Raw genomic sequence first — 19736 nt, forward strand, 5'->3', positions numbered from 1 at the left:
AATTAGCAGCAATTTACTGGTCTAATCACTGATGTTGCTCTTTTGAAAGTGCTACAGAGGTAACATAAACGCGGTGTCGGCGAGTTATTTTCTCTGGCATTGATGGGATGAATGCAAAAAAAAAGAACCGCCTATTAAGGCGGCTCTTTCAATCAGCAAGTGGTGTTAGGCGAGTTCGGCCTTTTCAGCAATCAACTTATCGACGACTCCTGGATCAGCGAGTGTTGATGTATCGCCTAAGTTACTGGTATCGCCCGCGGCAATTTTACGCAGAATACGACGCATGATTTTGCCTGAACGTGTTTTTGGCAGTGAATCAGTCCAGTGCAGTACATCAGGGGTCGCAATCGGGCCAATCTCTTTACGCACCCAATCTTTCACTTCTTTGTGTAGTTCTGCTGATGGGTATTCACCATCATTGAGGGTGATGTATGCGTAAATGGCTTGGCCTTTAATATCGTGTGGAATACCGACAATCGCCGCTTCAGCAATCTTATGATGCGCAACGAGTGCCGATTCCACTTCTGCTGTTCCCATGCGGTGGCCTGAGACGTTAAGAACGTCATCAACGCGACCGGTAATCCAGTAGTAGCCATCTTCGTCACGACGAGCACCATCACTGGTGAAATACATACCTTTGAAAGTAGAGAAGTAAGTTTGCTCAAAGCGCTCATGGTCGCCATAAACGGTACGCATTTGGCCTGGCCATGAATCGAGAATAACCAGGTTACCTTCTGCGGCGGTTTCTTCAATGATGTTACCCATGTTATCAACCAGCGCAGGTTGTACGCCAAAGAAGGGTAAGGTCGCAGAGCCTGGTTTTAGATCAGTTGCGCCTGGCAGTGGTGCGATCAGAATGCCACCCGTTTCGGTTTGCCACCAAGTATCGACAATCGGTGAACTTTCGTTGCCGATGGTCTTGTAGTACCACTCCCATGCTTCTGGGTTGATCGGTTCACCCACCGAACCCATGATGCGTAGACTAGAGCGTGATGTACCATCAACCGCTTCGGTGCCTTTTGCCATCAGTGCACGGATTGCCGTCGGAGCCGTGTAGAGAATGTTAACTTGATGCTTATCGACCACTTCGCTCATGCGATTGGTTTTCGGGTAGTTTGGCACACCTTCAAATAGAATGGTTTTTGCACCATTCGCCAGTGGACCATAAATAAGGTAGGTATGACCGGTAATCCAACCAACATCCGCCGTACACCAGAAGGTTTCACCTTCTTGATAGTCAAATACGTATTTAAACGTCATGGTAGCGTAAACAAGGTAGCCACCTGTGGTGTGCAGTACCCCTTTTGGCTTACCGGTTGAGCCGGAGGTGTAAAGAATAAACAGTGGATCTTCCGCTTTCATTTCTTCTGGTGGACATTGGTCAGAAACATTGGCTGTGGCTTCGTGCCACCAAACATCACGATGTTCATGCCAATCAATATCGCCACCCGTACGTTGGAATACGATCACTTTTGAAATGGTTTTCACTTCAGGGTTGGTGAGAGCTTCATCAACGTTTTTCTTCAATGGCACTGCTCGGCCACCACGAACGCCTTCATCAGCGGTCACAACTACTTTTGCGTCCGAATCAATGATGCGGCCAGAAAGCGCTTCAGGTGAGAAACCACCGAAGACGACGGTATGCACTGCGCCAATACGTGTACAGGCTAACATTGCCACAGCCGCCTCAGGCACCATTGGCATGTAAAGACAGACCACGTCACCTTTGCGGACACCTTGCTCTTTTAATGCATTTGAAAATTGGCACACTTCTTTGTGTAGCTGGTTAAAAGTCAGAGTTTTGTCGTCAGCAGGATCATCGCCTTCCCAGATGATTGCGACTTCATCGCCACGCTCGGCTAGGTGACGGTCAATACAGTTGGCAGAAACGTTGAGCGTGCCATCTTCGAACCAACGAATGTCGACATGGCCGGTATCGAAAGAGGTACTTTTGACTTGGGTGAATGGTTTAATCCAATCCACTATTTTACCGTGTTCACCCCAAAAGCCCTCTGGATCAGAAACTGACTGCTGGTACATGGCAAGGTAGGTCTCTTTATCCGCATGTGTGGTTGCTTTGATATTGTCTTTGACCGGATAAATGTGGGCTTCACTCATTGCTTCTCTCCTTGTGAATTTTTGTGCTTCCTTTGGTGTTAGTAGGATAGATGCCAAAGGTTACATCTCTATTTCGTCAGGCTTGCGGTAGCGAACCAAATAATTACCTGACAAACAGCAATGCTATAACTTTCAATCACTACAGCCATTTCTACAATTAGACTTTAGGATGAGGAGCGTGGGTGAAGGCGAAGTTGCGAGGGATGAGATGCGGCATTGGCCGCATTCTGTGCTCTATTGGTGGTAAGGAAAGCTAAGACTTGGCAGATCACCTTTGGTTAAGCGCACAAACACCAATGCTGCAGATATCGCGTCTTGCAAGGCATCATGCTTGTCTTGTATTGGTAGATCGAGGTGTTTGCAAATCGCATCTAAACTTAAGTCGAAGTAGGCATTCGGTAAATGTTGTTCTAATTTGTCATGATAGATCTGGCTCACTTCGATAAGTGGGTTTGCCAGTGGAAAACCGAGTTGTTTTCGACAGGCGATGTCGAGAATTTTTTTGTCATAGCGGATGTGGTAACCGACCAAGGGCCGATTGCCAATAAACTCAAGTAGTTTGAGCAACGCTTGTTTTTCATCGAGACCATCTTCGAGATCTTTATGGCGCATTCGATGAATACAGACTGAGCCTGAATCGAGTGAATGTGGAGCGCGCAGGCGAACTTCAAACGGCTGACTGGTAATGATTCGATTGTCGATGATTTTTGTTGCCGCAATAGTGACTAATTCTGCACGTTTGGGATCAAGGCTGGTGGTTTCACAATCGAGAGAGACGAATTCACCTTTGTTTAATGCGCCAAAGTAGTGTTGAAAAGGGGAGCCTTTCAATTTGTAGTACCAGTAGCGGCGTTGTAACCAATTCATCGCACTCTCCTTAATCTCTAATTTGATAATGGTAGCCAAGGAATTGCTTGAACTTCTTCACCACATGAAAACTATGGCGTAGCAAATCTCGTTCGCTACGTTCCAGTTGTTTGAGGTCGATTCGATTATGACTATGTTGGTTGTCCAATTGCTGGTTTAGGCGCAATTTGAAAAACAGTTTGAGTGCCTCGGTGAGGTTGTCCGCGGTATCGGGTTCGAGAATATTTTTCTTCGCTAGAGCTTCAATCCGCGCAAAAGTATTTTTCTCAAGAATGTGGTATTCGAGCGCTAATGTTCTGATACCATGCACGATCGGAAAAACGCCACCGCTTTTAATATCCAGCCCTTGTTTGTCGCTTTTGACATTGCCAAATAAAGTGAGCGGCAAAGAAAACTGTAACGCTGGGCGGGTAAAGTCTTGTAAGGTCAACATGTTATTGAACATGATTTTATGTAAGTGTTCACTTACGGGTTCAAGCAGTTGACGATTACCCGCAACAGCTTGTGCATCGGCCATTATGGCTAGCTTCATTACTTGTTCTGCATGGGTCGCCTTTGACCAAGTGGAAAGCGTCTGTTGCCACTCCGTTTGGCTTTTTACCCACGCAGGATTGTTGACCATCACGTTGCCGGGACAAAGCGGGTAACCTAATTGCTGAAGCGTGTGGGTGAGCTTTTCCATGATGGCACGACATTGATGCCATTCAAGTCCATCTTTAATGATCAATGCATTATCTTGATCGGTTTTTAGGATTTGTTCACCACGACCTTCAGACCCCAGTACGATCAAGCAGCAGTGATCATGCAAGGCTGGAGGAACAATAAGTTCAAACGCCTTTTCGATAATCTGCTCATTGACTGCCGAGATGAGTTCCATAATGAAGCGGGTACGAATGCCATTGCTGAGTAAGCTATCGACTAATTGACGTTGTCGGTTCGAAGCCATCGCGAGCTCCTCGACACTACTTGCCCGCGCAATACTAAGAGTTAAGACATGCGAGTGGGTAGAAAAGGCGCTGAGAATTTGTGTCATATCTAGCATGCCGACAGGGCGTTTACCATTCCATACCATTAAGCGTTTCATGCGGTTGCGCGTCATGGTGACCATTGCATTGAACAAGAAATCATCTTCATCAACGTGCATTACAGGGAACGTGGCAACTTGCCCGACTGGTGTATCAAGAGGCAAGCGCTCTAGCATAACTGCATGCAACATATTGGTGCGGGTAATGATGCCAAAAGGCATTTGGTGTGTGTTGTTGATTAGACGTGGATCATCATTAGCTAAAGTGATCAGCGCTGCATCAAGTGCGTTGTCTTTGAGGATTTTTGTTACCTCATCGAGAGGCAAATCATGATTTAAGATCATGGGAGGATGATAAATCTCATCATCGACTTTCGTTAGGATGAACTCAGCCAAGTTTTGCTGTTGTTGCGCGGCATTCAGTAAGGCTTGTCGTTTTGCAAGGTTGTTATCGAAATAGGCAGCAAACTGGCCATTTTGATGGTAAAGATCCAAGAAGACCTGTTTGGGGAGCAAATAGCAGAGCGTATCTTCTAAGGCGATATAATTATGACGTGATGACCCTTCAAATAGCGCGCGGACATCGAAGAGATCATCATTGGCATAGTGCGCATAGATCTCTTTACTTTGCGGTGATTGCTCTTCTACTGCGCCTTTAATCAATATGTGCAAATGGGTGCTTTGCTTGCCATTGATTAACAATGATTCTCGTTGGCGAAAGTAGGCGACATCTAATGAGCTCCGCAGATGATTTTGCTGCGCAGGAGTCAGCCGATCAAACGGCGGTGATTGCATATTGAATTTTTCGGGCATGAGACACCTTGAAAGCACAATAGAGTGAGTTTTCAGTGTGACAAATTTCTCCGTATTCGCCAGACGACTTTGGTCGAAGCGGTGGCCCTACTTGTGTCATCAATCTTGCCACCAATGCGGAAAAGAGTGCGCAAATAATATTCCCTTTTTATTCAGCCTCGGCCAATAGATAATAGCGCTAGATCATATTGTTATTTTTGAGGTTTTCATGTTTACCCCCACTCCCTATGGCTGGATATCCCAGTACTTTGTCGGCTTTTTCTTTGCTTATGGTGTCTATTTACCTTTTTGGGCGCTGTGGTTTGAAGAGCAAGGCGTATCACCGACGGATATCGGCCTATTAGTCGGGATTGGTTTTGCCACTCGTTGTGTGGCGAATATGGTGATTACCCCGCGGCTACATAAAGTTGAGCACCTAATGCCTGCATTGCGTTGGCTGACTTTCGCAGCATTGTTGTTTGTTGGTTTTCACTTTTTTACCGGCGGTAATTTCTGGCTTATGGCGCTGGCAACGGTGTTATTCAACTCTTGTGTTGGGCCGATCATTCCGTTATCTGATGCGATGGCAAACTATTATTCGCGTTTGAAAATGCTCGATTATGGTCGTACACGCCTGTGGGGGTCATTGGCGTTTATTGCGGGCTCGACGGTGGTTGGTATGCTGGTGGCTCGTTATGGCACTGATATGATCTTGTACACCGCCCTTGCAGGTGTGTTATGTGCATTGGTGTTGGGGATGCGCAATACCAATCCTATGCCGATCACCACCTCAGAAGGTCAAGCGGAAAGACCAAAACTGACGGAGTTGCTGCGTGATAGTGCCGTGGTTAAATTTTTAGTCTTGGTCGCTTTAATTCAAGGCAGCCACGCTGCTTATTACAGTTTTAGTACTATCTATTGGAAAGGTGCTGGTTATTCAGAAGAGATCATTGGCTACTTGTGGAGCTTAGGTGTGGTGTCTGAAGTGGCGGTGTTTGCTTTCAGTAAGCGTATGTTTGCCGGTTGGTCCTTGCGTATGTTGTTTGTTGTCGCAGCTCTAGGGGTAACAATGCGCTGGGGCTTAACGGCATCAACCACGGTATTGCTGGCCTTGATTGCGATTCAGTTATTGCACGGAGTGACATTCGCCATGGCACACATCGCGGCAATTCAATATATCCAAAGCCAAGAGGAGCGTAAAATGGTGGCGTTACAAGCACTCTACAATGCGATTCCTCTTGGGGCATTTATTGCCCTCATGACCGCATTAAGTGGTTGGGGTTATGAAAATTGGGGAGCGAATGTCTTCTGGGCAATGGCCGCGATGGGCGTGGTTGCTCTGTTTGTCAAAGTTGAACCGAGTAAGCTTAAAAGCCAAGATGGTCAGGCAATTAAAGCGGAGTCTGAAGCACAGAATTAACCTCAACTGATTGATATTTAATCATACAGTTTGTTTAATGAACCTCTCCTCGGAGAGGTTTTTTTATAAGCTTTTTATAAATAAAGGATATCGCATGCAAGGATGGCTAGTGATTCCCGTATCACTGATGTATCTCGGGTTACTGTTTTTAATTGCTTGGTATGGCGATAAGCAAAATAAGTGGTTAGCCAAATGGCGACCGTGGATTTATAGCTTATCGATTGCTGTCTACTGCACCTCTTGGACTTTTTACGGCACGGTTGGGCAGGCGAGTAATAACCCGTGGTCGTTTCTTCCCATCTATCTTGCGCCCATCTTGGTCTTTACCTTTGGCTGGCGTGTTCTCGCTCGGCTGATTCTGGTCGCTAAACGCGAGCATATTACCTCTATCGCTGATTTCATTGCAGCGCGCTATGGCAAGTCGCAAGGTTTAGCGGTGGTGATAACCTTGATTGCGGTGGTCGGGATTTTACCATATATCGCCTTGCAGTTACGTGGCATCACCATGGGGCTGGAAGTCATCGCTCCTGAGCTGCAGTCCGAAGTTCACTGGGGCATTTTTGATGTGTCGTGGTTTGTTGTTATCGCCTTGGCGGTGTTTACCATGTTATTTGGTACTCGGCATATTGATAACACCGAGCATCATCGCGGCATGATGATGGCGATTGCTTTTGAATCGGTGATTAAGTTGGTGGCTTTTTTGGTCGTCGGTTGCTTTATCCTTTTCCTTGCTCTCAATCGTGACGATATCATGCTGATGGAGATCGCGGCGCAAACTTACCAATCACCGAATATTGCCACCTTGGTGATTCATACCTTTTTAACCATGATGGCGATCCTATGTTTACCACGCCAATTTCATACCATGGTGGTGGAAAATGAACGCGCGCAAGATCTGCATACGGCCCGTTGGTTATTTCCGCTTTATCTGGTGTTAATGGGCTTATTTGTTTTGCCGGTCGCTTGGGTAGGACAGGCGCTGTTAGGGGGCGTCAGCCCTGATACCTATGTAATCAGTTTGCCTATGGCGGTAGGCGCTACTGATATGGCTTTATTGGCCTTTTTAGGTGGGACATCGGCGGCGAGCGGGATGGTGATTGTATCGACCATTGCACTGGCCATTATGGTCTCCAATGATCTGGTCATGCCGTTGTTATTGCGCAGGATGAAGCTCACTCAGCGTGATCATCGTCAGTTCTCAGGATTGTTACTGGTGATTCGTCGCGGCCTAATATTACTGCTGTTACTTGGTGCATGGGGCTTTTACCAAGTGCTGGGTAATATCCATTCATTGTCAGCGATTGGTTTTCTTTCTTTTGCCGCTATCAGTCAATTCGCGCCAGCACTATTAGGCGGTATGTATTGGCGACAAGGTAATCGTAAAGGGGTCTATATTGGGTTGTTGTTTGGTTTTACTCTTTGGTTGATTACCCTGATGAGCGCGACGGATATGCTGGCTGGCGATAGCCATACCAACTTACTGTTATGGATCATCGAGCCACCGCAATATTTAGCCAATATTGGTATTCAAAGCTCGGATTGGGGCATTGTGCTTAGCTTAGTGATCAACACCTTGTGCTATGTTTTTGTCTCTTCCATTACTCGTGCGAGCTTAAGTGAGCGCCTACAATCAGCGTCGTTTATTGGTACCCCTTTACCAGAAAGCGAAAATATTAGTCTCTATCAAAGTCGTGTCACGGTTGCAGAGTTGGAGATGCTCGCATCTCGTTTTGTCGGTCGAGCACGGGTGCGTTCAGCTTTCCAGCAGTTTTGGGGGCAACAGCGCGAAACCTTGATGCCCAACCAGCAAGCGCCGTCGAGTTTGATCCGCCATACCGAGCGTGTATTGGCTGGCGTATTTGGCGCTTCATCGGCCAAGTTAGTGCTTACTTCTGCCTTGCAAGGTCGCAACATGCAGCTTGAAGAAGTCGCGACCATCGTTGATGAAGCATCAGAGTTGTATGATTTTAGCCGAGGGCTATTACAAGGTGCGATTGAGCATATTGGCCAAGGCATTGCGGTGGTTGATAAACAATTGCGGCTGGTGGCATGGAATCAGCGCTATTTAGAGCAATTTGAATTTCCCCCCGGATTGATCCAAGTTGGTCGTCCGATTGCCGATGTGATCCGCCATAACGCTCAGCAAGGATTATGTGGACCGGGAGATCCCGAAGATCATGTTCGTCGTCGAATTTACCATTTAGAGCAAGGTTCACGGCATACCTCTTCAAGGATTCGGGCCGATGGTCGCGTGATTGAGGTGCAAGGTAATCCTATGCCCGGTGGTGGCTTTGTGATGAGCTTTACCGACATTACGGTGTTCCGTGATGCCGAAAGAGCGTTGAAAGAAGCGAACGAAACTTTGGAAGAGCGAGTGTTAGTGCGCACTCAAGAGTTGGAGCGCCTTAATAAACAATTGGTTGCTGCCACCCAGCGTTCAGAGCATGAATCCCAGTCCAAATCACGCTTTTTAGCGGCGGTAAGCCATGACTTGATGCAACCGCTCAATGCAGCGCGTTTGTTTGCGTCATCATTATCGGAAGTCGCCAAAGAGAGCGAAAGTAAACAGCTTGCCACCCACATCGAAAGTGCTTTAGAAGCTGCGGAGGATTTGATTGGTGACTTACTGGATATATCGCGTTTGGAGTCGGGTAAGTTGGATGTCAACGTGCATGGATTTGCTATTAAAGATGTGTTGTCTAATCTCAATGCGGAATTTAGTGCGCTAGCAAAACAACAAAAAATCGATTTTAGCCTCTTCCCGAGCCAGCAGTTGGTGCAATCTGATCCTAAGTTGCTGCGCCGAGTGATACAGAACTTTTTAACCAATGCGTTCCGTTACCGCCCACAAGGCAAAGTCTTGCTAGGTGTGCGCCGCGCTGGCGAGCACGTACGAATTGAAGTTTGGGACAACGGTATGGGCATTGATGAAGATAAGCAGCAAGAAATCTTCGAAGAGTTTAACCGTGGCAGCCAAGTGCGTTCAGATCAAGGCTTAGGCTTAGGGCTAGCAATCTCCAAAGGCATCGCTAATGTGCTAGGTCATCAAATCGCGATGCGTTCGTGGCCGGGTAAAGGCAGCGTCTTTTCGATCACGCTTAAACGCGCAAAGTCAGTGGCTCCACAATTAACAGTTGTTTCGCCGCAAGCTGTATCGGACCTCAGTCATCTCAATGTTCTGTGCGTCGATAATGAGCCGGAGATCTTGATCGGAATGGATCAACTGTTAGCACGTTGGGGATGCAATGTGCGCACCGCGACGGATATTGTCGGCAGTTTGCAAGCCATTGACGAAAGCTGGATCCCTGACGTGATCTTGTCGGACTATCGACTTGATCATGGCCGGACGGGATTGGAAGTGCTGCAGCAATGTCGCTTGCGGCTCGGTGATAGCTTTGTTGGCGTGATCATCAGTGCCGATCGTACTGCAGATATGTTGGATGGTATTAAATCGAATGGCTTTAGTTTTATCCCTAAACCGGTTAAGCCATTGAAGCTGCGGGCGATATTAAATCGCTCCGCATAATCCTATTGGGCACGGCAATGGCGGCCTGAGTTAGTTTGATTCACTGAGTAGGGTTTCGTATTTGACGAAAGCCATCTGTGTATCACCGTAATAAAGTACGCCATCAGATTGAATTGCTACTCGCAACCAACTCTCCGGTGAAGCGGGAGCGGGTAGCATAATCGTCCAAACTTTGCCGGTGTTATCTGCTGCTTGCATATTTACCGGAGTCCCCATCGCATCTTGGTTATCCACCATGGAAAGCTTCACGCCTTCGAGTGGAAAGCTGGCCGTGAGTGAGAGTTCAAGCTCATCATTGGAAAGACTTTCTGAACGAAACTTTACTTTAAATTCGCCATTGGCCATATCACATAAGCCACTGGTGTAACGGCAGTTGGACTTACTGACCAGCTTGTAATTCGTACCTTCTTTGGCTGCGTGTGGCTTTTCACTCAGGGCGAGATCGGTGCCAACATAGGCAAGAATAGAGAGAATAGGGGCGACTAACAGCGCAATGATAATGTGCTTGTTTTTGAACATAGAGGCTTCCTTGCAGCTACGATATAGGGGCTAAATATATACCAATTTGGTTAAGCAATGGTGCCTCCTCTAACGTGTATAAACATAAGAGAGGGAACAATCATGTGCCGATTTTCAGTGATATTTTTAATGTGATGCAGTGCACCGACTGACTTATTCAGATTGATACAAGATAAACAGTGTGGCTTGAATAAAAAAGCCCCCGAAGGGGCTTTTGTGGTTTGGATTAGATTTTAGTGGTCAACAGCATCGCCAGCACCTGCCGGTACACGTACGTGCTCAACCAAATCTTTCACTTCTTGCGGAGTTTCTGCTGTTACACGAGAGACCGCGAATGCCACGATGAAGTTGAATAGTGCGCCAATGGCACCGAAGGCATTTGGTTCGATACCGAAGAACCAGTTGCTACCCCAGCTTTGTAGGTATGTCCAATCAGCAACAAACAAGATCCCTTTGTGTTGGAATACATAGAATAGCGTGATAGTGATACCTGCAATCATACCGGCAATCGCACCTTCTTTGTTGATGCTCTTACTAAAGATACCCATCATCAACGCAGGGAAGATGGAGGACCCTGCTAGGCCGAATGCCAGAGCCACCGTACCAGCTGCAAAGCCTGGCGGATTGAGGCCGAGATAACCGGCTACCCCTATCGCGACCGCCATCGCGATACGACTTGCTAATAGCTCTCTCTTCTCTGAGATATTTGGATTTATCACGCCTTTAATCAAGTCATGTGATATCGCGGATGATATGGCCAATAACAAACCTGCAGCAGTTGATAGTGCAGCGGCAAGACCACCTGCGGCAACCAATGCGATCACCCAATTTGGTAGTTTCGCAATCTCAGGGTTAGCCAGTACCATGATGTCACGGTCAACTTTCAGCTCGTTCGTTTCTGGGCTTGAGGTGTATTCAATCAGGCCGTCGCCGTTCTTATCATCAAAGCCAAGTAGTCCCGTTTTTTCCCAGTTTTTAAACCAGTCAGGACGCTCATCATAGGCAAGGTGTTTACCCGGTGCTGGGTTGACCGTATCCATTAGGTTTAGACGTGCCATTGCCGATACCGCTGGTGCTGTGGTGTAAAGAATTGCGATGAACAGTAGCGCGTAACCAGCAGAGGTACGTGCATCACGTACTTTAGGTACGGTGAAGAAGCGGATGATTACGTGCGGTAGACCCGCGGTACCGATCATTAGCGACATGGTGTAAACAAACATATTGAGTGTGTCACCGCGCACATGGGTTGTGTATTCACTAAAGCCGAGTTCTGTCACCACTTGGTCGAGTCGGTCGAGTAGATAGACATCGGTTCCGGAAATAGTACTCCCTAAGCCAATTTGTGGTAGAGGGTGACCGGTCAATTGCAGAGAGATAAAGATTGCGGGAATAGTGTAAGCAAGAATGAGGACGCAATATTGTGCAATCTGCGTGTATGTGATGCCTTTCATGCCGCCCATTACCGCGTACATAAATACGATACACATACCGATCAATAGACCTGTTGAGTAGTCCACTTCAAGGAAGCGACCAAATGCAACACCAACGCCTTTCATTTGACCGATAACGTAGGTGGTTGATGCGATGATCAAACAAACAACCGCAACGATCCGTGCTGTTTTTGAGTAGAAGCGCTCACCAATAAACTCAGGTACGGTAAATTTACCAAATTTACGTAGGTAAGGAGCTAGGAGGAGTGCAAGCAATACATAGCCGCCAGTCCAACCCATCAGGAAGACTGAGCCACCGTAACCCATGAAGGCAATCAGACCCGCCATGGAAATAAATGATGCTGCCGACATCCAGTCAGCGGCTGTTGCCATACCGTTGGCAATTGGGTTTACCCCCCCGCCAGCAACATAAAATTCTTTGGTTGAGCCAGCTCTAGCCCAAATTGCGATACCTATGTAGAGGATGAATGTCGCCCCTACAACTAGGTAAGTGATTGTTTTCAAATCCATCTGAGTTGCTCCTTACTCGTCTACACCAAATTCGCGGTCAATTTGTCTCATTTTCCACGCGTAGTAGAAAATGATGGCTAGGAAGGTGTAAATAGATCCTTGTTGAGCAAACCAGAAACCCAGTTTGTAGCCACCGAGTTGAAATTGGTTAAGTTGGTCAACAAATAAAATGCCACAACCAAAAGATACGACAAACCAAATGACCATTAGTCCGATCATTAGTCTTACGTTCTTTTGCCAGTAAGCTTTGGCGCGTTCTTGACTTTCAAAGGCCATTGCCGTCTCCTTACGCATGCTTGTTGTTAATAAAATGTTTCAGGAAATACAATAGCAGTGAGTTATAGAGAACTCTCTTCAACTTTAGTCGGCAGGTTTTTAAGGGGAAGTTTGTTTAAATTAGCGACTTATGGTGAGGTAGGTGGTGTTTGGTGTTGTTAAATTTGTGTTAACTTAGCCGAAGGTCTAATGTTATCGGCTAAGTCTTGATAACTGGATCACACAATATAGAAGTCGCGAATGCCCATCAGTAAATTATTCAGTGCGACGGCGGCCAGAATGAGTCCCATAACACGGCTGATTATGGCTGCGCCAACGTTACCAATCACTTTGTGAATATGACTGCCCGCGAGTAAAAACAGCAAGGTGATCACTAAAACAGCAATCATCACTCCAGCGGTAATTGCTTGATCAATGAGTGAGTAACGATGGTTATCGGTCAACATCACAATCGCCATCATCGCTCCTGGTGAGGCGATGGAGGGAATCGCAAGGGGATAGACGGCCAGATCCGCAAGGTCGGAGTGGCTGATATCTTGGGTCAGCTTTTGCTCTTGCTCAGGTTTGCTCTCACCAAAGATCATTGTCAGGGCAAACAACAGTAGCACTAAGCCGCCAGCGGCTTGAAAGGCAGGTAACGGAATTTGCATCGCCTCCAATAGTAATTGCCCAACTAAGAGAAAGAACAGCAAGATACCTGTTGCGATAGCGACGGCTTTTAACGCGACGATACGACGTTGTTTGGCGGTGAGATGTTGAGTTTGAGATAGATAGACAGGAACAGAGCCGATAGGGTCAATGACGGCCCATAGAACAACAAATTGAGTAATGATAATACTAAGCAACGAAATGCCTCCCAGAGTTGACTGCTTCCCATCAAAACCCGCATGGTTGAGATGGCGTTAACAGAGGGATGGCCAAAGTACGAATATTTCGACCAACCTAAGTCTAGCAAATTCAATCAGGAAAAAAGTTAACGCTGAGTTAATTACGCTAAGCTAATTACGACTCAGACTCTAACTGCTGAAGCAGAATCACCGCTTGAGTGCGGTTTTTTACGCCTAATTTGCGAAAGATTGCCGTCATGTGAGCCTTGATGGTCGCTTCCGAAACATTGAGTTCATAAGCGATTTGCTTATTGAGCAGGCCATCAGAGAGCATTCCCAGCACCTTATATTGCTGTGGTGTTAGGGTGGAGATCTTTTCCGCTAGATCATTACAGGCTGCGTTATTGGTGATTAAACCTTCAGGGAAGAATGGTTCCCCAGCCAGCACTTGATTCAGTGCGCTGATCAGCTCACGCATATCACTGGATTTAGGAATAAAGCCAAATGCTCCGTGACTTTTCACTTGGGTTACAACACTGGCTTCCTCACTGGCGGAGACCACCACGATAGGTAAGTAGGGGTATTCAGCGCGTAATTGCATCAGGCCTGACATGCCATTTGCCCCCGGCATTTTCAGGTCAAGTAGCAATAAGTCAGCGTCTGGTTCTTTCGCGAGTAAGTTGAGTAACGCATCCAATGAATCGGCTTCGAGAAGATTAGCGCCGCTGATGGCCATATGGATCGACTGAAATAGCGCATTGCGAAATAGCGGATGGTCGTCGGCGATAAGAATAGTGTAAGTCGAGTCCATGACGTTAATCACTTATTGTAATTTAGTTAATGGAATTATTGTTCTGATCGGCTTATCGAACAATGTTTATCCATTAAAAGTCTGAACTAAATCGAGTTTTACTGCGGATTTGAAATAATCACACCGGTGCATACACACCGATGTGAGGTTATATAGTTTTTAGAGTTGGTGATTGTCTAAATGGGTAATAAAGGGTTCGGCGGCCATAAAGCCAGTAATGCGGGCGTTGTTGATATGCTCGCCTTTGGCATCCCAAAACTCAATCGTCGGTAAGCCAAGTACCTGCATTTTTTTGAGCAGTTCAATATCTTGCATCTGGTTGTTGGTCACATCCGCTTGCAGCAAGACAAAACTTTGCAGCTTGTCGGCGACTTGCGCATCGTGGAAGGTATATTTCTCAAACTCTTTACAGGCGACACACCAATCAGCATAGAAATCGAGCATCACTGGTTTACCGGCCTGTTTTGCTGCCGCTAATTGCTGCTCTAGTTCGCTGGTGTTGCTGATGCGAATAAACTCAACGTTTTGGCTCTCGGTTTGGTGTTGCGGGTTAAACCAGTAGTTCAGTACGGGTTGAGCTGAAGCAAACAGGCCAAGTACGGCTATGATGCCAATTGTGCTTTGCTTCCAGCCGCCGAAAGGCAGTTTGTTTTTGATGTGGTATAACCAACCAAATGCCACGATACCAAGCGATGCCCAAAGCCCTGTCGCCCACACTTGAGGCAAGATACGTTCGAGTAAAAATAGCGGTGCAGCCAGCAGAACAAAGCCAAACAAAATCTTCACTGTATCCATCCAGCCTCCGGCTTTTGGCAGTAACTTATTGCCAAACACTGCCGCCAGCATTAGTGGGATACCCATACCCATCGCGAGGGCATACAAGGCGACGGCACCCGTAAGGAGATCGCCACTCTGTGCAACATACAGTAATGCGCCAGAGAGTGGTGCGGTGGTACAAGGTGAGCAAACAAGCCCAGAAATAGCCCCCATAGCAAACACGCCTAACGAGCTGCCTCCTTGTTGTTTGTTGCTAAGGCCATTGAGCCAAGTCTGTATGCTTGATGGCAATTGCAGTGTGTACGCACCAAACATCGAAAGAGCTAAAGCAACAAAGAGAATGCTTAATCCAATGAGTACGTATGGGTGCTGCATCGCCGCTTGAAATTGCATTCCGGCAGAAGCAACTACTAAGCCTAGGAGGGTATAGGTCAGCGCCATGCCTTGCACGTAGATGAAGGATAAACCGAGAGCTCGACGATGGCTTAACTTACCGCTGCCAAGCACGATGCTGGTCAAAATAGGGTACATAGGTAAAACGCACGGAGTAAAGGCTAGACCAACCCCTAAAGCGAGAAACAGTACGGGAGTCCACCAGTTGTCAGCCAGTTTATCGGCTAAGCTGCTTTCTTTGGACTGCGGGGCTTGACTCTGCGCAGTTGATTTCGCGGTATTCTCTGAGATGCTCGAAGCTTGCTGGCTTGCCGGTAAATTGGTGAAGGGTTCTAACTCAATCACTCGAGTCTCTGGTGGGTAGCAAAATCCCGCTTTTGCACAGCCTTGATATTGGACAATTAATCGAGCGCCGGCTTGATAATCTTGCAGTGGCACTTCGATGAACAATGGCTCTGTATAAATGTGTACATCACCGAAAAATTCATCGTTGTGCGGCTGACCTTGGCGCATAGCAATATCGCCGAGCGTTACTTTTTCTCCGCTCAATGAAATTCGCTCTTGGTATAAGTAGTAATCCGGTTTCACTTGCCAGTCGATATAGACGCGAGCATCTTGCTGGTAAGCATTGAACTGGAAAGCTTGGTCTACCGGTACAAACTGTTGGCTATCGTCACCAAAGCTGAGGGAGTTACCTGAGTTAAATAGTGCCATTGCCGGCATTGAAATGACGGAGACCGACAACAGTAAAAGCGATAAAACAAAACGCATACAAAAGTCACTTTATTAGGATTTAGGGTATTTTATACTCAATTGACGCCAGTTTTCTCTAGATAGTGAGAAATTTGTTCGTGAATGAGGCTTGAACGTAATAGGACAGGGAAAAGCGCCAATTAGTTTCATCGTGGGCTAAATTGGTTTTGAAGATCGGAAATTGTCGTTTCAAGGCAATAAAAAAAGGAGCCGAAGCTCCTTTTCTATTGCAGGTATCACCGTGTGAAACTAGATAAACAGCCCACCAAATGCAAAGCCTAAAGCCACAGCAGAGGTAATGGTGGTAACTCCCGGAATAAAGAATGGGTGGTTAAACACATATTTACCAATACGAGTAGAGCCAGTGTCATCCATCTCTACCGCCGCGAGTAGGGTTGGGTAAGTTGGCAAAACAAACAGTGCACTGACTGCGGCAAAAGAAGCAACCGCGGTTAGCGGTGCAACACCAATCGCTAATGCAGCAGGCATGAGAGCGACTGTCGTTGCGCCTTGTGAGTAAAGCAACATTGATGCTAAAAATAGCACCAAGGCTAACATCCAAGGGTAGTCGGCCAGCAGTTCACCCGCTAATTCCTTGATACCATCCACATGAGCATTTACAAACGTAGCACCAAGCCAAGCGACACCTAGCACACACACACAAGCGGTCATACCTGAGCGGAATGTCGCTGCTGCAGCAATTTGGTTCGCATCGATTTTGGTAAACATGACGATTGCCGCTGCTGCCGCGAGCATCACAGCCATAATGGCTTCGTTACGACCTAACGTAGGATTTTCAATCAGACCGATCGAGTCTGAGATAGCTGCGGCGTAGCACACCACAAAAGCAATCGCGATCAGAAAGATATAGGTCGCGGTTTTTGCTGTTGGCAGGATCTCACGTCTTTGTGTATCAGGTAGTTTAATTAAGCCCTGCTCTAAGCGCTGTTGATAAACCGGATCATCTTTCAGTTCACAGCCCATAAAATTCGCCACGAATGCGCCAATCATACAAGCAAGGAAAGAGGTCGGAATACACACCGCAAGTAGAGTCAGATAATCGACACCCACAGGAGCTAACATCGCAGCAAAAGCAACCACAGCGGCTGAAATTGGTGAGGCGGTGATGGCGATTTGTGATGCGACAACAGCAATGGAAAGCGGTCTTGACGGACGGACGCCTTGGCCTTTTGCCACTTCTGCAATGACGGGCAAAGTGGAGAATGCGGTGTGTCCTGTACCAGCCATTAACGTCATCAAAAATGTCACGATCGGTGCATAGAAGGTGATCCTTTTTGGATTTTTACGCAGGAAATCTTCTGCGATTTGAACCAACCAGTCCATTCCACCGGCCACTTGCATCGCAGCGATCGCCGTGATGACTGACATGATGATTAAAATAACATCAACCGGAATAAACGCTTGGCTGGTGGGTACACCAAGCCCCAAAGATAAGGCTATCACGCCTGCACCACCGGCAAACCCAATGCCGATGCCCCCGATTCGTGCTCCTATAAAGATAAAGAGCAGAACGACTAACAGTTCGACTGCTACCATATAAAGACCCTCAAATTATTATGGTTTTATTTGGTGGTGGTTTCCCATCGCTTCTGTGAGCGTGTGGGTATAAGTGTAGTTATAACCATCACTCTAGTGATTAATACCAATCAACATTAGCCTATGCCCATGTGTGCTGATTAAAATCGCTGATAACGTCGTTTCACATTTGGTGAAAGAATGCAGTAATTAGAGTCACTAGTTAGCGGCAATCCGAGCCGAGTTCTAAGCCATTTTTCTTACGCAAATTTCGGACTACTGACTTATCTCGATTGGTATCAGACGCAAAAAAACAGCGCCAAAAAAAGGGTCCCATCTGGGACCCCTCTTGTTGTTATTACTCGTAACGCTTGGCTTTATACGTTGGATGCATGAAGTTTTCAACGCAAAGTATCTCGTCAAGCTCATCTGCAGTTAATAAACCACGATCTAGCACAACTTCACGTACACTCTTACCTGTTTCTGCACAAATTTTACCCACGATGTCGCCTTCATGGTGACCGATGTATGGGTTTAGGTAAGTGACGATACCGATTGAGTTGTAAACGTAGTTCTCACAGGTTTCTTTATTGACAGTGATACCGTCGATACATTTATCACGTAAGTTCACACACGCATTGTGTAGCAGAGAGATGGACTCAAATACGCTTTGTGCAATCACAGGTTCCATTACGTTCAACTGTAGCTGACCGCCTTCTGCTGCGAAAGAAACCGTATTGTCGTTACCTAGCACTTTGAAACAAACTTGGTTTACCACTTCTGGGATAACCGGGTTTACTTTTGCAGGCATGATTGAAGAGCCAGCTTGCAGTTCAGGTAGGTTTAGTTCATTGAAACCGGTACGAGGGCCAGACGAAAGTAGGCGCAAGTCGTTACAGATTTTCGATAGTTTAACCGCAAGACGTTTTAGAGCGCCGTGCGTCATTACGTAAGCACCACAGTCAGACGTTGCTTCGATTAAGTCTTCCGCAGCAACGACTTCTAGACCCGTTACTGACGATAGGTGTTTAACCGCAAGATCTTGGTAGCCTTGAGGTGCGTTTAGACCGGTACCGATCGCGGTTGCGCCAAGGTTGATTTCTAGTAGCAGTTTAGAGGTGTACTCTAGTGCACGAATTTCTTCATTTAGCGTCACGGCCCAAGCGTGGAATTCTTGACCAACCGTCATTGGCACCGCGTCTTGTAGCTGAGTACGACCCATTTTTAGGATGCCGCTGAACTCTTGTGCTTTAAGCTCAAATGCACCTTTTAGGTACTCAATCGCTTCAATTAACTTGTGTACACTATTGTATACCGCAATACGGAAGCCGGTAGGGTAAGCACAGTTAGTTGATTGGCTCTTGTTAACGTGATCATTCGGGTTAATGAACTGGTATTGGCCTTTTTCTTTGCCCATCAGTTCAAGTGCAACGTTAGCAATAACTTCGTTGGTGTTCATGTTCACCGAAGTACCAGCGCCGCCTTGGAATACGTCTGAAGGGAACTGATCCATGCATTTGCCTGTTTCAAGGATCAAATCACACGCTTGCAGAATGTAATCTGCAACATCTTTTGGAATTGCGCCCAGTTCTTTGTTTGCTAGCGTCGCCGCTTTTTTGGTCATTACCATGCCACGTACAAATTCTGGTACGTCAGAGATAGTAACGTTTGAGATATTGAAGTTTTCAATAGCGCGTAAAGTGTGGATGCCATAGTAAGCATCTGCAGGAACGTGACGTTGACCTAATAGATCTTCTTCAATACGAGTGGCTGAAGTAGCTGCTGTAGCTTCAGATAGAGTAGCCATAGGTGGATCCTTAGAGAATTATTGTGATATTAAATTTTTTTTGTACTCGCCAATTCTGCTGTTTAAGAATCCATTCGTCAGAGTGTTTGGCTGGAAATCCGTCCTGACATATGTGGCACATGATACTGGACTAAATTCATAAAAATATTAAGTGGATCACTATTTGAGTCAAAGGTATGAAAAATTTGCGTTGCTATGCGCTGGGTCATTTATCTCGCTCACAGTTGTTGCGTTTCGTAAGCTTTGATAGGGCCAATTTGTTAACGCCGTGGACGCTCGTGTCACTTGAATGATTCATGCTTTGCTAGAATGTAAGTAAATGGCTATAA

13 protein-coding genes are annotated in these 19736 nt (G+C 46.6%); 2 read left to right on the top strand and 11 right to left on the bottom strand.

The window, feature by feature from the left end:
- Positions 1-165: 165 nt before the first annotated feature.
- The 3 genes from acs to RH85_RS20800 form a co-directional block, all read right to left on the bottom strand.
- Positions 166-2118, bottom strand: a complete 1953-nt coding sequence (gene acs, locus RH85_RS20790) for an acetate--CoA ligase (RefSeq protein WP_006714714.1) — start codon at positions 2116-2118, stop codon at positions 166-168.
- 234 nt (positions 2119-2352) lie between these two features.
- Positions 2353-2985 carry a 3'-5' exonuclease gene (locus RH85_RS20795; protein ID WP_006714715.1) on the bottom strand — a complete coding sequence of 211 codons (633 nt, stop codon included), beginning with the start codon at positions 2983-2985 and terminating at the stop codon, positions 2353-2355.
- A 10-nt stretch (positions 2986-2995) separates the two neighbouring features.
- A complete protein-coding gene (locus RH85_RS20800) occupies positions 2996-4822 on the bottom strand; it encodes a DUF294 nucleotidyltransferase-like domain-containing protein (RefSeq protein ID WP_006714716.1) in 1827 nt (608 codons plus the stop codon).
- Positions 4823-5030: 208 nt separating this feature from the next.
- Here RH85_RS20800 and RH85_RS20805 point away from each other — a divergent pair, with 208 nt between their 5' ends.
- The gene (locus tag RH85_RS20805; RefSeq protein WP_006714717.1) at positions 5031-6221 is read left to right on the top strand and encodes a 3-phenylpropionate MFS transporter; all 1191 of its coding nucleotides are present in this window, start codon (positions 5031-5033) and stop codon (positions 6219-6221) included.
- A 94-nt stretch (positions 6222-6315) separates the two neighbouring features.
- A complete protein-coding gene (locus tag RH85_RS20810) occupies positions 6316-9747 on the top strand; it encodes a hybrid sensor histidine kinase/response regulator (RefSeq protein WP_006714718.1) in 3432 nt (1143 codons plus the stop codon).
- Positions 9748-9777: 30 nt separating this feature from the next.
- On the opposite strand, the gene RH85_RS20815 is transcribed toward RH85_RS20810, so the two are convergent.
- From RH85_RS20815 to aspA, 8 genes are all read right to left on the bottom strand, one after another.
- Positions 9778-10266, bottom strand: a complete 489-nt coding sequence (locus RH85_RS20815) for a hypothetical protein (RefSeq protein WP_006714719.1) — start codon at positions 10264-10266, stop codon at positions 9778-9780.
- 233 nt (positions 10267-10499) lie between these two features.
- Complete coding sequence (locus RH85_RS20820) at positions 10500-12227, bottom strand: sodium:solute symporter family protein (protein ID WP_006714720.1); 1728 nt, start codon at positions 12225-12227, stop codon at positions 10500-10502.
- 12 nt (positions 12228-12239) lie between these two features.
- The gene (locus RH85_RS20825; protein ID WP_006714721.1) at positions 12240-12503 is read right to left on the bottom strand and encodes a DUF4212 domain-containing protein; all 264 of its coding nucleotides are present in this window, start codon (positions 12501-12503) and stop codon (positions 12240-12242) included.
- Between the two features lie 218 nt (positions 12504-12721).
- Entirely contained in the window at positions 12722-13348 is a 627-nt protein-coding gene (locus tag RH85_RS20830; protein WP_006714722.1) for a MarC family protein, read from the bottom strand.
- Between the two features lie 157 nt (positions 13349-13505).
- Positions 13506-14141 carry a response regulator gene (locus RH85_RS20835; protein ID WP_006714723.1) on the bottom strand — a complete coding sequence of 212 codons (636 nt, stop codon included), beginning with the start codon at positions 14139-14141 and terminating at the stop codon, positions 13506-13508.
- A gap of 159 nt (positions 14142-14300) precedes the next feature.
- Complete coding sequence (locus RH85_RS20840; protein ID WP_006714724.1) at positions 14301-16082, bottom strand: protein-disulfide reductase DsbD; 1782 nt, start codon at positions 16080-16082, stop codon at positions 14301-14303.
- A gap of 231 nt (positions 16083-16313) precedes the next feature.
- On the bottom strand, positions 16314-17621 hold the full coding sequence (locus RH85_RS20845; RefSeq protein WP_006714725.1) for an anaerobic C4-dicarboxylate transporter: 1308 nt from the start codon (positions 17619-17621) through the stop codon (positions 16314-16316).
- Between the two features lie 337 nt (positions 17622-17958).
- Positions 17959-19407: an aspartate ammonia-lyase gene (gene aspA, locus RH85_RS20850; protein WP_006714726.1), complete on the bottom strand. Its 1449-nt coding sequence runs from the start codon at positions 19405-19407 to the stop codon at positions 17959-17961.
- Positions 19408-19736 lie beyond the last annotated feature (329 nt).

It is taken from the genome of Vibrio ichthyoenteri ATCC 700023 (assembly GCF_000222605.1).
In the GTDB taxonomy this organism is placed as follows: domain Bacteria; phylum Pseudomonadota; class Gammaproteobacteria; order Enterobacterales; family Vibrionaceae; genus Vibrio; species Vibrio ichthyoenteri.

What these genes read in the sequence shown, in the direction of transcription:
- RH85_RS20820 (WP_006714720.1), bottom strand. Translation starts at nt 12,227, where the DNA reads ATGGATTTGAAAACAATCACTTACCTAGTTGTAGGGGCGACATTCATC.
- RH85_RS20795 (WP_006714715.1), bottom strand. Translation starts at nt 2,985, where the DNA reads ATGAATTGGTTACAACGCCGCTACTGGTACTACAAATTGAAAGGCTCC.
- RH85_RS20800 (WP_006714716.1), bottom strand. Translation starts at nt 4,822, where the DNA reads ATGCCCGAAAAATTCAATATGCAATCACCGCCGTTTGATCGGCTGACT.
- acs (WP_006714714.1), bottom strand. Translation starts at nt 2,118, where the DNA reads ATGAGTGAAGCCCACATTTATCCGGTCAAAGACAATATCAAAGCAACC.
- RH85_RS20810 (WP_006714718.1), top strand. Translation starts at nt 6,316, where the DNA reads ATGCAAGGATGGCTAGTGATTCCCGTATCACTGATGTATCTCGGGTTA.
- RH85_RS20840 (WP_006714724.1), bottom strand. Translation starts at nt 16,082, where the DNA reads ATGCGTTTTGTTTTATCGCTTTTACTGTTGTCGGTCTCCGTCATTTCA.
- RH85_RS20845 (WP_006714725.1), bottom strand. Translation starts at nt 17,621, where the DNA reads ATGGTAGCAGTCGAACTGTTAGTCGTTCTGCTCTTTATCTTTATAGGA.
- RH85_RS20835 (WP_006714723.1), bottom strand. Translation starts at nt 14,141, where the DNA reads ATGGACTCGACTTACACTATTCTTATCGCCGACGACCATCCGCTATTT.
- RH85_RS20825 (WP_006714721.1), bottom strand. Translation starts at nt 12,503, where the DNA reads ATGGCCTTTGAAAGTCAAGAACGCGCCAAAGCTTACTGGCAAAAGAAC.
- RH85_RS20805 (WP_006714717.1), top strand. Translation starts at nt 5,031, where the DNA reads ATGTTTACCCCCACTCCCTATGGCTGGATATCCCAGTACTTTGTCGGC.
- RH85_RS20815 (WP_006714719.1), bottom strand. Translation starts at nt 10,266, where the DNA reads ATGTTCAAAAACAAGCACATTATCATTGCGCTGTTAGTCGCCCCTATT.
- aspA (WP_006714726.1), bottom strand. Translation starts at nt 19,407, where the DNA reads ATGGCTACTCTATCTGAAGCTACAGCAGCTACTTCAGCCACTCGTATT.